This window comes from Pseudomonas sp. S3_C06 (genome assembly GCF_054667675.1).
Map to the genome: position 1 here is coordinate 1,751,249 of NZ_CP162747.1, position 14,181 is coordinate 1,765,429.

General features: G+C 59.3%; 16 protein-coding genes. 10 read left to right on the forward strand and 6 right to left on the reverse strand.

Translation table 11 applies throughout. The annotated features are described in order from the left end of the window. Window positions 1-88: 88 nt before the first annotated feature. Window positions 89-559 carry a hypothetical protein gene (locus AB4N44_RS07535; protein ID WP_127929107.1) on the forward strand — a complete coding sequence of 157 codons (471 nt, stop codon included), beginning with the start codon at window positions 89-91 and terminating at the stop codon, window positions 557-559. Between the two features lie 9 nt (window positions 560-568). On the opposite strand, the gene AB4N44_RS07540 is transcribed toward AB4N44_RS07535, so the two are convergent. Next, window positions 569-1,420 (reverse strand): LysR family transcriptional regulator, encoded by an 852-nt coding sequence (locus AB4N44_RS07540; RefSeq protein ID WP_460109461.1) that lies wholly within the window; start codon window positions 1,418-1,420, stop codon window positions 569-571. 101 nt (window positions 1,421-1,521) lie between these two features. Between AB4N44_RS07540 and AB4N44_RS07545 the strand changes: the two genes are divergently transcribed. The 6 genes from AB4N44_RS07545 to AB4N44_RS07570 are packed head-to-tail and all read left to right on the forward strand — an operon-like array spanning window position 1,522 to window position 6,962. Further along, the gene (locus AB4N44_RS07545) at window positions 1,522-2,202 is read left to right on the forward strand and encodes an FMN-dependent NADH-azoreductase (RefSeq protein ID WP_127929109.1); all 681 of its coding nucleotides are present in this window, start codon (window positions 1,522-1,524) and stop codon (window positions 2,200-2,202) included. A 52-nt stretch (window positions 2,203-2,254) separates the two neighbouring features. Beyond that, window positions 2,255-3,952: a copper resistance system multicopper oxidase gene (locus AB4N44_RS07550; RefSeq protein WP_460109459.1), complete on the forward strand. Its 1,698-nt coding sequence runs from the start codon at window positions 2,255-2,257 to the stop codon at window positions 3,950-3,952. An 11-nt stretch (window positions 3,953-3,963) separates the two neighbouring features. Continuing rightward, window positions 3,964-4,833: a copper resistance protein B gene (locus tag AB4N44_RS07555; protein ID WP_460109458.1), complete on the forward strand. Its 870-nt coding sequence runs from the start codon at window positions 3,964-3,966 to the stop codon at window positions 4,831-4,833. Between the two features lie 30 nt (window positions 4,834-4,863). Further along, the gene (gene copC / locus AB4N44_RS07560) at window positions 4,864-5,238 is read left to right on the forward strand and encodes a copper homeostasis periplasmic binding protein CopC (RefSeq protein WP_460109456.1); all 375 of its coding nucleotides are present in this window, start codon (window positions 4,864-4,866) and stop codon (window positions 5,236-5,238) included. A gap of 3 nt (window positions 5,239-5,241) precedes the next feature. Then, window positions 5,242-6,111: a copper homeostasis membrane protein CopD gene (gene copD / locus AB4N44_RS07565; RefSeq protein ID WP_460109455.1), complete on the forward strand. Its 870-nt coding sequence runs from the start codon at window positions 5,242-5,244 to the stop codon at window positions 6,109-6,111. 59 nt (window positions 6,112-6,170) lie between these two features. Beyond that, complete coding sequence (locus tag AB4N44_RS07570; protein WP_460109453.1) at window positions 6,171-6,962, forward strand: transporter substrate-binding domain-containing protein; 792 nt, start codon at window positions 6,171-6,173, stop codon at window positions 6,960-6,962. Between the two features lie 3 nt (window positions 6,963-6,965). On the opposite strand, the gene AB4N44_RS07575 is transcribed toward AB4N44_RS07570, so the two are convergent. Then, window positions 6,966-7,178: a hypothetical protein gene (locus tag AB4N44_RS07575; protein ID WP_038362448.1), complete on the reverse strand. Its 213-nt coding sequence runs from the start codon at window positions 7,176-7,178 to the stop codon at window positions 6,966-6,968. 118 nt (window positions 7,179-7,296) lie between these two features. Continuing rightward, complete coding sequence (locus AB4N44_RS07580; protein ID WP_093433799.1) at window positions 7,297-7,797, reverse strand: Lrp/AsnC family transcriptional regulator; 501 nt, start codon at window positions 7,795-7,797, stop codon at window positions 7,297-7,299. A 119-nt stretch (window positions 7,798-7,916) separates the two neighbouring features. On the opposite strand from AB4N44_RS07580, the gene AB4N44_RS07585 reads away from it, so the two are divergent. The 3 genes from AB4N44_RS07585 to AB4N44_RS07595 all read left to right on the forward strand — a co-directional run bounded on the left by AB4N44_RS07585 (window position 7,917) and on the right by AB4N44_RS07595 (window position 11,596). Beyond that, a complete protein-coding gene (locus AB4N44_RS07585) occupies window positions 7,917-8,951 on the forward strand; it encodes a histone deacetylase family protein (RefSeq protein ID WP_455806982.1) in 1,035 nt (344 codons plus the stop codon). 49 nt (window positions 8,952-9,000) lie between these two features. Beyond that, window positions 9,001-10,053 carry an ornithine cyclodeaminase gene (locus AB4N44_RS07590; protein WP_460109450.1) on the forward strand — a complete coding sequence of 351 codons (1,053 nt, stop codon included), beginning with the start codon at window positions 9,001-9,003 and terminating at the stop codon, window positions 10,051-10,053. 127 nt (window positions 10,054-10,180) lie between these two features. Further along, window positions 10,181-11,596 carry an amino acid permease gene (locus AB4N44_RS07595; RefSeq protein ID WP_460109448.1) on the forward strand — a complete coding sequence of 472 codons (1,416 nt, stop codon included), beginning with the start codon at window positions 10,181-10,183 and terminating at the stop codon, window positions 11,594-11,596. Window positions 11,597-11,640: 44 nt separating this feature from the next. Here AB4N44_RS07595 and lepB read toward each other — a convergent pair whose 3' ends face one another. From lepB to AB4N44_RS07610, 3 genes are all read right to left on the reverse strand, one after another. Beyond that, window positions 11,641-12,438: a signal peptidase I gene (gene lepB / locus AB4N44_RS07600; RefSeq protein ID WP_150776234.1), complete on the reverse strand. Its 798-nt coding sequence runs from the start codon at window positions 12,436-12,438 to the stop codon at window positions 11,641-11,643. Between the two features lie 81 nt (window positions 12,439-12,519). Beyond that, entirely contained in the window at window positions 12,520-12,927 is a 408-nt protein-coding gene (locus tag AB4N44_RS07605) for a hypothetical protein (RefSeq protein WP_150751219.1), read from the reverse strand. A 147-nt stretch (window positions 12,928-13,074) separates the two neighbouring features. Then, complete coding sequence (locus tag AB4N44_RS07610) at window positions 13,075-13,437, reverse strand: DUF6124 family protein (protein WP_460109445.1); 363 nt, start codon at window positions 13,435-13,437, stop codon at window positions 13,075-13,077. Between the last annotated feature and the right edge of the window lie 744 nt (window positions 13,438-14,181).

Below are 14,181 nucleotides of genomic sequence, written 5' to 3' on the forward strand. Positions count from 1 at the left end.
TGTGTTGCAAGCGCATGACGCAAGGCAACGCCGCACACCGTTGTAAGGTCTACGATTAACAGGCAGACATCAAACCAAGGGATCCGAAATGAGTAAAGCAGACGAACTCGCCGCCAAACTCAAGCAAACCCGGCACACCCATGCGGATGCCGCGCTGGAGATCGATTGCTGGCCAGCTCAGGTGTACGACTTGTACCACCGCATTGAGGCTTGGTTACAGCCAGTCACCGAGGTAGGCCTGAAGATTCGGCGCAATCCTACGCACGTTTGCGAAACGTCACCGGATGGTGAAGCGCATGACTACGCAATTGATCAACTGGTAATCGAGGCCAATCAGCAAAGCCTGACATTTGATCCCATTGCACGGTTCACCGAGGATGGCGCCGGGCGAGTGCAGATTACCCTGCCGGAAAGAAACACTTATCTACTGCGAACCGTCGATGAGCACCATGAAAGCCACTGGTGGCTGCAGACGGTTGAAACCGGTCAGGAGCTGGATGCCATCGCCCTGACCGAGAACAACTTGTTGCAGGTCGTGCAGGAGGGCCTCGGCCTCTAGCCCCGATTACTACCGCCGCGCCGAGCAAAACTCGACGATCACCTGCGATAGTGCATCGATCATCTGCGGCTCAGCGTGAGGCGCGACAAACAAGCGGAACTGCGCATCCGGCAACACCGGCAAGCCCAGCTCCGCACCCAGCGCAGCCAATCCCTGCCCCAGTTGACTGACCGGCATCGGCGCCACGGCAAATCCGGCCAGCGCCGCTGCGCGCAAGCCGGCGGTACTCGAACAGAGCATCGCGGTGCGCTGGGAAATGCCAGCCTGAGCCAAACGTGTCAACGCGGCTTCGCGGTACGGGCAAGGTTCGGGAAACAGCGCCAGCGGCAGAGGCGTTGGCAACTGTGTGACAGGCTGCGCGGCCCACGCCCACACCAGTGGTTCCTGCCAGAGTAATCGCCCCGATTCGCCGGTTTCACATAGCGAACCGATGACCATCTCCAGATCACCCTGTCGCATCTGGCCCAGCAACGTCCCCGGAATATTCACCTGCACATCAAGCTCCATGCCGGGATGCTGCGCCGCGCAATCCTGCAACGCGCGCAACAACCGCGCCTCGACAAAATCCTCGGACACGCCAATCCGCATCCGCCCCTGAAAAGGCGTGCGCGTGAGCTGCGCCCAGGCATCGCGATTCAACGCCAGAATCGTCCGCGCATAGGCGATCAGGCGTTCGCCGTCAGCGGTGAGTTGCTGAGAACGAGTGGTGCGTTTGAGCAACGGCTTGCCGACTTGCTCTTCCAGCCGGCGCATATGACCGCTGACCGCCGACTGCGTCAGATGCAGTTTTTCCGCCGCACGACTGAAGCCGTCCTCATCGACAACGGTGACAAAGGTCTTGAGCAACAGAGCGTCAAACATAGTTGGATACGTGATCAATGGATGATTTATTCACGATTTATAGTTTGAAGCGCGCTATGTTGCAATGCCTCGCACTCTCTCCCCGACTGCCGAGGCTTCACGTGACCACCCTTCTGCACATCGAATGCTCACCGCGCAAACAACGCTCCGCCTCACTGCAAGTGGCCCGCAGCTTTATCGATCGCTATCTGCAGCATCAGCCGCAGACCCACGTCGAAACCCTTGATCTATGGGGCACGCCGCTGCCGGAGTTCGGCGAGGAAGCGATGAACGCCAAGTACGCCGGCCTCAGCGGTACGCCGCTGACCCCCGCCCAGCAATCGGCGTGGAATGAACTCAAGCACCTCGCCGCGTACCTGCATCGTGCCGACCTGATTGTGCTGTCGGTGCCACTGTGGAATTTCAGCATTCCGTACAAGCTCAAGCACTTCATCGATCTGGTGTCGCAGAAAGACATCCTCTTCAGCTTCGATCCGCAGCATGGCCTGAGAGGTCTGCTGAAAAACAAAATCGCCGTGGGTGCCTATGCCTGCGGAATGGATTTTTCGGCGCAATCGGCCACGCCCGCCGAACGATTCGATTTTCAGAAGCCCTACGTCGCGGCATGGCTCGACTTTATCGGCATCAGCGATGTGCATGAGTTGCGCGTCGAGAAGACCATTCTCGGCGAAGACATTGATCGTGAGTCGCGGCTCGCGGCGTCACAACAGGCGCGGGATCTGGCCGATCATCTCGCTGCAACTGAAGCTGACAAAACTGTAATCCCCGCCTCAGCCAACTGAAAGCCGGCGCTGGTTAGCCTCCCCGTCATGAGTCAAACGGGGATTCCAGCGCATGCTTTCCAACCCATCACGACGCACCTTCGTCAAAGGCCTCGCCGCCGGCAGCCTGCTCGGTGGCCTCGGCCTGTGGCGCACGCCGGTCTGGGCGCTGAATGCGCCCGGTCAATCGCATGAACTGAGCGGCAGCGACTTCGAGTTGTTCATCGGCGAAACCCCGGTCAACTTCACCGGCAGCCCACGCACGGCGATGACCATCAACGGCAGCCTGCCCGGCCCGTTGCTGCGCTGGCGTGAAGGCGACACCGTGACGCTGCGGGTGCGCAACCGGCTCAGCGCCAGCACCTCGATTCACTGGCACGGCATTCTGCTGCCGGCGAACATGGACGGCGTACCCGGCCTGAGTTTTCACGGCATCGAACCGGGTGGCGTGTACGTCTATCAATTCAAGGTGCGGCAGAACGGCACCTACTGGTATCACAGCCATTCCGGGTTGCAGGAACAGGCCGGCGTATACGGCCCGCTGGTGATCGACGCCAAGGAACCGGAGCCGTTCCAGTACGACCGCGAGTTCGTGGTGATGCTCAGCGACTGGAGCGACGAAGACCCGGCCAGCCTGATGAAGACCCTGAAAAAACAGTCCGACTACTACAACTTCGACAAACGCACCGTCGGCGATTTCATCCACGACGTCAGCGAAAAAGGCTGGGGCGCCACCGTTGCCGATCGCAAGATGTGGGCAGAAATGAACATGAATCCCACCGACATCGCCGACGTCAGTGGCGCCACCTACACCTTCCTCATGAATGGCCTCGCGCCGGACAACAACTGGACCGGCCTGTTTCGCCCCGGCGAAAAACTGCGTCTGCGCCTGATCAACGGCTCGGCCATGACCTACTTCGACGTGCGCATTCCGGGGCTGAAAATGACCGTGGTCGCGGCGGACGGCTTGCACGTCAAACCGGTCAGCGTCGATGAACTGCGCATCGCCGTGGCCGAGACTTACGACGTCATCGTCGAGCCGGACGCCGAGGCGTACACCCTGTTTGCCCAGGCCATGGATCGTACCGGTTTTGCCCGTGGCACCCTCGCCACTCGCGCCGGGTTATCTGCGCCCGTACCGGGTCTGGACCCGCGCCCACTGGTGACCATGGACGACATGGGCATGGGCGGCATGGATCACGGCTCGATGGACATGAGCGCCATGGATCACTCGGCGATGGGCCCGATGCAATCCCATCCCGACAGCGAAAAAGACAATCCTCTGGTGGACATGCAAGCCATGACCACCGCGCCAAAACTCAACGACCCCGGCCTCGGTCTGCGCAACAACGGCCGTCGCGTGCTCACCTACGCCGACCTGCGCAGCACCTTCGAAGACCCGGATGGCCGCGACCCGAGCCGCACAATCGAACTGCACCTGACCGGCCACATGGAGAAATTCGCCTGGTCGTTCAATGGCATCAAATTCTCCGACGCCGAGCCTTTACGCCTGAAATACGGCGAGCGCATCCGCCTGGTGCTGGTCAACGACACGATGATGACCCACCCGATTCACTTGCACGGCATGTGGAGCGATCTGGAAGACGAAAACGGCGACTTCCAGGTGCGCAAACACACCATCGACATGCCGCCCGGCACCCGCCGCACCTACCGCGTGACCGCCGACGCACTCGGTCGCTGGGCCTATCACTGCCATCTCCTGTACCACATGGAAACGGGCATGTTCCGCGAAGTGCGGGTGGAAGAATGAAGGGGCCGCTGATGACTCGACTCACCGTATTTTCCTTGCTACTGGTCGGCAGCTCGGCGATGGCCGCCAGCGACATGCCGGGCATGGATCACAGCCAGATGGCCGGCATGGATCATTCCGCGATGCAAAGCATGGACGACGGCATGATGCAGCCCGCCGCCCCGACGGAAAGCCGCACGCCGATCCCGCCACTGACCGACGCCGACCGTGCCGCCGTGTTCACCAGCCCCGGCGGTCATCGAGTCCACGACAACGCGATCAACACGTACTTCCTCGCCGACAAACTCGAATGGCAGGACGCCGACGACGGCAGCGCATTGGCTTGGGATCTGTCCGGCTGGATCGGTGGCGACATCGATCGGCTGTGGCTGCGCTCCGAAGGTGAACGCAGCAACGGCAAGACCGAAGACGCCGAGATTCAAGCGCTCTGGGGCCATGCGATATCGCCGTGGTGGGACGTGGTCAGCGGCGTGCGTCAGGACTTCAAACCCGGCGCGCCGCAGACCTGGGCCGCGTTCGGCCTGCAGGGCATGGCGCTGTACAACTTCGAAGCCGAGGCCACGGCGTTTATCGGTGAAGGTGGCCAGAGCGCGCTGCGGTTCGAGGGTGACTACGACATTCTGCTAACCAACCGCCTGATCCTGCAGCCCACCGCTGAACTCAATGTCTACGGCAAAAACGATGCGCAACGCGGTATCGGTTCCGGGCTTGCCAACACCGAGGCGGGCCTGCGTCTGCGCTATGAAATCCGCCGCGAATTTGCGCCGTACATCGGCGTGACGTGGAACCGTACCTACGGCAACACCGCCGATTACGCCCGCGCAGAAGGCGAGGATCGCAGCGAAGCGCGCCTCGTCCTCGGCGTGCGGCTGTGGTTCTGAATCCCCTAAAAAACAACCCGGAGCTCTTGCATGCGCACCTTGAACATCACCCTTGTACTCGCCAGCGGCTTGCTCCTGAGCAGCCTCGCCCAGGCCCACCCGAAACTGCTCTCGTCGAGCCCGGCCGAAGGTGCCGACGGCGCCGCGCCCGGCAAGATCGAACTGCATTTTTCCAAGAACCTGCTGACAAAATTCTCCGGCGCCAAACTGGTCATGACCGAAATGCCCGGCATGGCCCATTCGCCGATGCCGATGAAAGCCAAAGTCAGCGCCGGCAGCGACCCGAAAAGCATGCTGATCACCCCGCTCGCGCCGCTGCCCGCCGGCACCTACCAAGTCCAATGGCGCGCGGTGTCGTCCGACACGCATCCGATCACCGGCAACGTCACCTTCAAAGTGAAGTGAGCGATGGCTGAACTGATCAACATCGTCCTGCGGTTTGCGTTGTATGTGGATTTGCTGCTGGTGTTCGGACTGGCGTTGTTTGCGCTGTACAGCGCTGATGCGTTGCTGCGGTGTCGACCGCTGTTGCGGGGGATGGCCTTGATCGGGGCGTTGTTGTCAGTGGCGGGATTGGTGCTGATGACCCGCGCCATGAGCGGAGAAACGGCGCTCGCGGCGCTGTGGCCGCACCTGCAAATGATGCTGCTGGAAACCGACGTCGGGCTGGCGTGGGCAGTGCGGATGATCGCGCTGATCGTGGTGTTGATCAGTCCGGGCGCGTGGCTCGCATCGGTGGCTGGTGCCATCGCCCTCGCCTCTTTGGCCTGGAGCGGACACGGGGCGATGGACGAAGGAACACTGCGGTTCTGGCATTTTCTCAGCGACATTCTGCACCTGCTCGCGGCGGGCGCGTGGCTGGGTGCGATGCTGGCGCTGGTGTTGATGGCGCGAGGGCCGCTCGATGAAGCTCGCATTCGTTCGCTGGCGTTTGCGGTTCGGCGCTTTGAGTGGATCGGTGCAGCGATTGTGCTGACGCTGTCGATCAGCGGCGTGGTGAACTATCTGTTCATCGTCGGCCCGAGGTTGGATGAAGTCTTGCTCGGCACTTACGGGGTGCTGCTCGCGATCAAGGTTTTACTGTTTGCCGGGATGTTGGTATTGGCGGCGTTGAACCGCTTTCATCTTGGTCCGGCGTTGGCGCAAGCGTTGAGCAATGGACACTCTGTCATCGCGGCAAATGCGCTAAGACGCAGCGTTGTCGTTGAACTGGCAATCGCACTGCTGATCGTGGCGCTGGTGGCGTGGCTAGGCACGTTAAGCCCGGAAGCAGGGTGACACCCGGGAAAGCCTTTCACTACACTGGGCCACCGTCCTTCTCAGAAGCCCCGATCGCAATGACAACACTAAAAAGCACGATGATCCTCTGCGGCCTGCTGACCCTGGCCGCCGGCGCCCATGCCGAGCAAACCCCTTCGCACCTCGACAGCATCCAGCAACAAGGCCAGTTGCGCGTGTGCACCACCGGCGACTACAAGCCCTACACCTTCAAACGCCCCGACGGCGATTTCGAAGGCATCGACATCGCCATGGCGCGCTCGCTGGCCGACAGCCTCGGCGTCAAAGTGCAATGGGTGCAAACCACCTGGAAAACCCTGATGCCGGACATGCAGGCCGGCAAATGCGACATCGGCATGGGCGGCATTTCGGTGACCCTCGAAAGGCAGAAAAAAGCCTACTTCAGCAACACCCTCGACACCGACGGCAAGATCCCGCTGGTGCGCTGCGCCGATGTCAGCAAGTACCAGACGGTCGAGCAGATCAACCATCCCAACGTGCGCCTGGTCGAACCCGCCGGCGGCACCAACGAAGCCTTCGTCCACGCCTTCCTGCCCAAGGCGCAACTGGCCCTGCACGACAACGTGACGATCTTCCAGCAACTGCTCGACAATAAAGCCGACGTGATGATCACCGACGCCTCGGAAGCGCTGTATCAGCAGAAACTCAAACCGGGCTTGTGCGCGGTGAATCCGCATCAGTACATGCAATATGGCGAGAAGGCTTACCTGCTGCCGCGCGATGACATCAGCTGGAAACTGTATGTTGATCAGTGGCTGCATCTGAGCAAAGTCACCGGCAAGTATCAGCAAACCCTGAGCGAATGGATTGCCGTACCTGCCGCGCAGTAATCCTTAATCGTCATGCAGCATGCCGGAGCTGTACTGATTGAGACTGCTGCCGATACTGTTGCCACCAAACTTCAACGTATTGGCGTTGCGCCCCTCCGGCGACTGACAGTCGCTGGAGAAACAACGGGTGGTGGTCAAACCACCCGCGCCGGAACAGGCACTCAACACCGATACTGCAGCAGCAATCAACAGCACTTTGACGACATTAAGGCGCATGGCACGATTCCCCTCGGGATGAACAGCGACGATCTTGTCTCAGCAGACTAGGCCTGCTTCGCACGCGGCAAGATGAAACTTTGCTGATCGACAGCGACGGTTCAGCATGCCTGCCCGTTCAGTCCTTTCCCGGTTTAGGAATCGCAATCCGGCTCCCAGTCTTGACCTCGCGCAACGCCAGGCTGGACTGAATCGAGGCAATCCCCACCTGACGCCTGAGCACCTGCTCGATGAAATCGCTGTAGCTATCAAGATCCTCCGCCAACACCTGCAACACATAATCGGCATCGCCGGTGATCTTGTGGCAGGCCACCACCTGCGGCAATTGCGCAATCACCGCCTCGAAAGCGTCTGGCGCGTGGTCGGCGTGGGTGGAAAAACGAATGTGCACGAACGCCATGATATCCAGCCCGAGCATCCGCCGATCAAGGTTGGCCTGATAGCCCTTGATGACTCCCGCCTCCTCCATGCGCTTGCGTCGCCGCCAGCACGGCGTAAGGCTCAGCGACAGCCGCTCACTGAGTTCAGCGTTGGAAATACTGGCGTCCTCCTGCAATAACTCAAGAATCGCCAAGTCGGTCTCGTCAAGGCTGATGCGTTTGGATATTTTTTTCTGCACGACGCCATTCCTGAGTAAAAACGCCCGAATAATCCACTGAATCCCGAACACAAAGCAAAGAAAGCGCAGCCCAGCCGGAACAGAATATTTGCACTGGCTAACAATAACGGATGCGCAGAATGTTTACAGTTTTCAGTGATTCCCACCGTTTGCACCACGGCACCGAATTGAAAGACGGCGTGCTCAAACCGTCGTTCGAACAACCGAGTCGGGCCGACACCGTGCACAACCGCGTCAAACAGGTTGGCCTCGGGCAGATCGTCGAACCGCGCGCGTTTGACCGCTCGTGCTACATCAACGCGCACAGCGAGCGCTACGTCAGTTTTCTCGAAACTGCCTGGGGCGAATGGTGCGCCACCGGTCGCACTCACGACGCCTTGCCGCTGGTCTGGCCGGTGCGCGATCTGGCCAACGAAGAGGTGCCGACGTTCATCGACGGCAAGCTCGGCTTCTATGCCATGGACGCCGGCTCGCCCATTACCGCGACGACCTGGCAAGCGGTGAAAACCAGCGCCGACATCGCCCTCACCGGCCTGGCCCTGCTCGATGAAGGCCACGACAGCGCCTTCGCCCTGTGCCGCCCGCCCGGCCATCACGCCGCGCGGGAATACATGGGCGGTTATTGCTACCTCAACAACGCCGCCATTGCCGCGCAACAAGCCATCACCCAAGGCGCCAAACGCGTCGCGGTGCTGGATGTCGACTTCCATCACGGCAACGGCACGCAGAACATTTTTTACCAGCGCAGCGACGTCATGTTCGTCTCGCTGCACGGTGAACCCGCGGTGTCCTATCCGTACTTCTCGGGTTACAGCCACGAAGTCGGCGCGGGTGTCGGCGAGGGTTACAACCTCAACTATCCCCTGCCGAAAAACACCACCTGGGAGAGCTATCGCAACGCCCTGCTCCACGCCTGCAAAAAACTCCAGCAATTCGCGCCTGAAGTGCTGGTGATTTCCCTCGGTGTCGACACGTTCAAGGACGACCCCATCAGCCACTTCCTGCTGGAAAGCGAGGACTTCATTGGCATCGGTGAACTGATCGCCAGCGTCGGTTGCCCGACCCTGTTCGTCATGGAGGGCGGCTACATGGTCGATGAGATCGGCATCAATGCGGTCAACGTGCTGCACGGTTTCGAGAGCAAACGCAGCTGAGCCGGCCCGCGCTCTACAACCTTCAATGACTGGATCGGAGAATAAGACCATGACGCTTTTTATTGATGTCGATGATGCTGCACGCCTGTTCACCCAAGTCGGTATCCGCCGCGCCATTCGCGAAATGGCTGGCTACATCGAAGCGGATTACGCACGCTGGGCGCAGTTTGATAAATCACCGCGCACAGCCAACCACTCTGCAGACGGCGTGATCGAGTTGATGCCCACCGACGACGGCCAGCAGTACTCATTCAAATACGTCAACGGCCATCCGAACAACGGCCAGCAGAATTTGCTCACGGTCATGGCTTTCGGTCTGCTGGCGGATGTGCAGAGTGGCTATCCGACGCTGCTCAGCGAACTGACCTTGACCACCGCCGTGCGCACCGCCGCAACCTCGGCGCTGGTGGCGAAATCGCTGGCTCGTCCGGGTGCGACTTCGATGGCCCTGATCGGCAACGGTGCGCAAAGTGAATTTCAGGCACTCGCCTTCCATGAAATGTTGGGCATCACTGAAATCCGCATCTTCGATATCGATCACGAAGCGTCCCTCAAGTTGAAGCACAACCTCGCCGCGTTCCCGGACATTGAAGTCATTCTGGCCGGCTCCGTGAAGGAAGCGGTCAAGGGCGCGGATATCGTCACCACGGTCACCGCCGACAAAGCCTACGCAACGATTCTGACGCCCGAGATGATCGAGCCCGGCATGCACATCAACGCGGTCGGCGGTGACTGCCCGGGTAAAACCGAGCTGCACGCCGACATCCTGCGCAACGCCCGGGTCATCGTCGAGTTCGAGCCGCAAACGCGCATTGAAGGCGACATTCAGCAACTGGAAGCCGATTCCCCGGTGATCGAGTTTTTCCGCATTGTGCTGGGCGAAGTGGCCGGACGCGAAAACGATGCGCAGGTGACGGTGTTCGATTCGGTAGGTTTTGCTCTGGAAGACTTTTCCTCACTGCGCTACCTCAACGACCTGGCTCAGGCGCAGCAAATCGGCCAACGCATCCACCTGGTACCGACACCGGCCAACATCAAAAACCTCTTCCAATTGCTCGATCCGCAACCGGCCAAAGCCTCGCGTCTGCGCACCGTCAGTTGATCGGTAATGACCGCCCCCCAGCCACCGGGGGCGACTCACCTTGTGATTAGCCGCTGCACCTCTAACAAGAACGCTCGACACCTACTTTCTGCCAAAACTCAAAAACATAAAATCAAGAGGTTTTGCAATGAAATCGACCCCTTCCGGGCTGCCTGAACAGCCCGCGCTGCAGCGCACGCTCAGCAATCGTCATATCCAGTTAATGGCCATGGGCGGTGCCATCGGGACCGGCCTGTTCATGGGCTCCGGGAAGATCATCGCGCTCTCCGGAACGTCGATCATCCTCATCTACATGATCATCGGCCTGTTCGTGTTTTTCGTCATGCGCGCCATGGGCGAAATGCTCCTGTCCAACCTCAACTTCAAAACCTTCGCCGACTTCGCCGGTGCCTACCTCGGCCCGCGCGCGGCGTTCTTCCTCGGCTGGTCGTACTGGCTGAGCTGGAGCGTGGCGGTGATCGGCGATGCCGTCGTGGTCGGCGGCTTCTTCCAGTACTGGTTCCCCGACGTCCCGGCGTGGATACCCGCCGTCGGCATGCTGGCGACCCTGTTCGCCCTCAACGTGCTGACCGTCAGGCTGTTCGGCGAAGTGGAATTCTGGTTCGCGATCATCAAGATCATTGCCGTCGTAACCCTGATCGGCGTCAGCACCGTGCTGATCGCCAGCTCATTCGTCTCGCCCAGCGGCGTCACCGCGTCCCTGAGTCACCTGGTGGACAAACAGGCGGCGTTCCCCAACGGTTTGTTCGGCTTCTTCGCCGGATTTCAAATGGCGATCTTCTCCTTCGCCGGCACCGAACTGATCGGCACCGCCGCCGCCGAAACCCGCTCGCCAGAGAGGACCCTGCCCAAAGCGATCAACTCGATTCCGCTGCGGATCATCCTGTTCTACGTCCTGGCACTGACCTGCATTATTGCCGTGACCTCATGGCAGCAGGTCTCCCCCGTCAAGAGCCCCTTTGTCGAACTGTTCCTCGTCGCCGGTTTCCCCGCAGCGGCCGGCATCGTCAACTTCGTGGTCCTGACCTCAGCGGCCTCCTCGGCCAACAGCGGCGTGTTCTCATCAAGCCGCATGCTTTTCGGGCTGGCCAACCAAGACAACGCCCCCGGCATATTCCGCCGACTGTCGAACAACAGCGTGCCGCTGCTGAGCCTGGCGTTCACCACGCTGTTGATGCTGGTCGGCGTGCTGGTGCTGTTCATCGTGCCGGAAGTCATGACCGCGTTCACCATCGTCTCCACCGTGTCGGCGATTCTGGTGATTTTCACTTGGTCGACCATCCTCGCGTCTTACATCGCCTACCGGAAAAAACGTCCGGATCTGCATGCGAAGTCGGCTTACAAGATGCCGGGCGGCGTGCCGATGGCTTGGTTCTCGCTGGCGTTTTTGGGGTTTGTGCTGTGTCTGCTGGCGTTGAGGCCTGATACGCGGATTGCGCTGATGGTCATGCCGGGGTGGTTTGTCTGGTTGGGGATTGCTTACCAGTTGACGCGGATGAGGAAGCCGAAATCTGCGGTTGAGTCGGCGGGTCAGTTTGGTTAGAGCTGCGAGCGAAAGCCGTCACCTTAAAGTGACGGCTTTTGGTCTCACTGGAAGGCTGTGCCAATCCTCGAGCGATCCTCTGAAAACCAGATTCCGGTGACTTTACCGGTAATGTCCTCGAGTGCGACCTGGCCCATAAAGCGGCTGTCGTTACTGACATCGCGGTTATCACCGAGCAGATAAACATGGTCCTTCTCGACCACCGTCGGCGGCGTTTGCAGATAACGAGGATCCTTCACGCGATCTGGCGGTGCAAAGAACAGCCCCATGTTTTCGCCGTTGCGAATGACCTTACCGTCAACAATCGACAAGGTATCGCCACCCACAGCCGCCACACGTTTGACCGCCTCAGTGCCGTTGTAGCGATAAGTCACAATGTCGCCCACCTGCGGCGCGTCGATGCGCATTTTGGTGACGATATAGTCACCGATCGAAAGGGTCGGAACCATCGAGCCAGAGGGGATGAAGTAAGTCTTGAACCCCAGCGTCGGGCCTCGCAATGGCCCCAAAAGCACCAGCGTGAGAATGACCAGCGCCACCACGTAAAACACATGGAAACGGGTACTTGGACTCGCTACCGGCCGGTCGTTTTTGCGCACAGATATCGCTGCTGCCGTGGCCGAGCCGAGTTTCACCAGAACGATAAAGGTAGCGAAGACATACAGACCCACTGGCGTGGCAGGCACCCCGCAAACACCGAGTAAAATCACACCGAGATAGAGCAAAGCGGCAACACGCACCGCCCACTTCACCTGACCGGCATACACCAGACCCCAGCCGGCCACCAGGCACGACATCACGAATGCTTGCAGCGGCAGCTTCGGCTTATCAGGAGCAGACATAAATTCTCTTCACGTAAATAGCTGAAAATCAAGCGCCCGGCCTATTCAGCCAACAGGGCGCTACGGACAATGCAGAGGGGGTTATTTAGCGGAAAAATAACCGGTCGTGCGCAATTGCAGGCTGTACACCCAGATACCAAACACCAGTGCATATTCCTTGAACATCGGCAGAGTGAGCAGATGCACAACCGAACCGCTGTTCATCTGCGACAGAGAAAAGGCAATTCCCAGGATCAACGCCAGAACAAAGCACAGAGAACTGATCTTCTTTCTCGCCAGCAACAGCAAGCCGCCGACAAACATCAACAACGCCACCACACAGACGTTCAGCAGCATCAGAAACGAAATATCCCCTTCCCGCGCTTGCTGAAACCCGTCATGAGCCACCCACAGTCCGGCCTGAATCAATACGACAAAGCAATAAAAAACGGCCATGAAGACAACGGCGGGACGTGTGTTGTACCAAGCTTGGGACGATGTAGCTTCCATGGTGCGGCGACTCCTGAGTAAAGGCGCGGAATGCTACTAAATGGCCATCACTGTGTCCATTTCCTCGCCCTTTTCCCGGCTGCCTTGCTCAGCGCCAACAGCCCCTCCGTGGCAACGGCTGAGCCGTTTGCCACAAAGGGAGCTGATTTACGCCTTCACCTCAACGTTATCCAACGCCTGATTCACCGCCAACTCCCCCAACATCACCACCTGCGCAATGCCCAGCGCGGTTTTGCGGTGCGAGGGGTCAAGTGCTGCGGCGAAGTTGTTGAGCATTTCCGAGGCGGAACTGAGAGTTTCACTGGCATTGGCCAGCAGGGATTCCGAGTCGTACTTTGGGTTGGCGAGGTACATGCGCTCGGGCTCGTTGACGCTGGCCATGATGTGGCCGGTGGGGAGGAGGTAGTGATCGAGGGCGCGCTCGGCGGCTTCGTGGAGTTTTTTGGGGTTGAGGGAATCGTAGGGGGATGCGGGATCGGTTTCTGGTGGGTTGGGCGTTACTTTGAACATAGATGGAACCTCTAGCGCGATTACTAAAAGAAGCCATCACCCACGCTACCAAACGATGGGTGGCGGCCATACGCGGGTTGGTAGACCGGTCGCACTAGAACCCGGTGCCCACGAATGGGCCCCACGCATGACCACCATGAAATCCGAGTCCTGAGGAAGCGACTGAAATTGGTGATGCAATGCATCTAGACACGAAGCGGGCTACCAAACCCGATCACTGGTTTTCAGTGATGTGAGGACGATAGAACCTGCGGGCTAGACGCACAAGCCGGGGGATTCTGTCTTAGGTGTAGGGCGAGGCGCAAGGTGGTGTAGGCTGAGGACTGCAGGAACAGGCTTCATTTAAACGGACGCCTTTTTTCTATTAGGGCTCTATAAGCACGATGCTCGATACAAGCCTGTGCAAAGAGCACTACGCTTCTTTTTCAAGCGCTGTCAGTCGCTCCTATGATGTATTGGACGTACCAACCGACATTGCAGATAGGGGACAATAGATCGTTGCTAAATCCCTCGTACCAATTTTTTACCGACAATATTGACTCTCCATCAAACCCCAGTTCCTATCTCACCCGGAGTAGCAAATTTGAGCAACCGTTTTCGGCTCTGATCATCGGCACTGTCGCTGCTATGCTTGTGCTCTTCGAACGATGAATTGGGTTCAGCTATCGGATTGGTCGTGCCCGCCAAAGGGCCGATTATCCGCGTTAGATACCCTGTACCATTTTCCATACCAGCACGAGCATC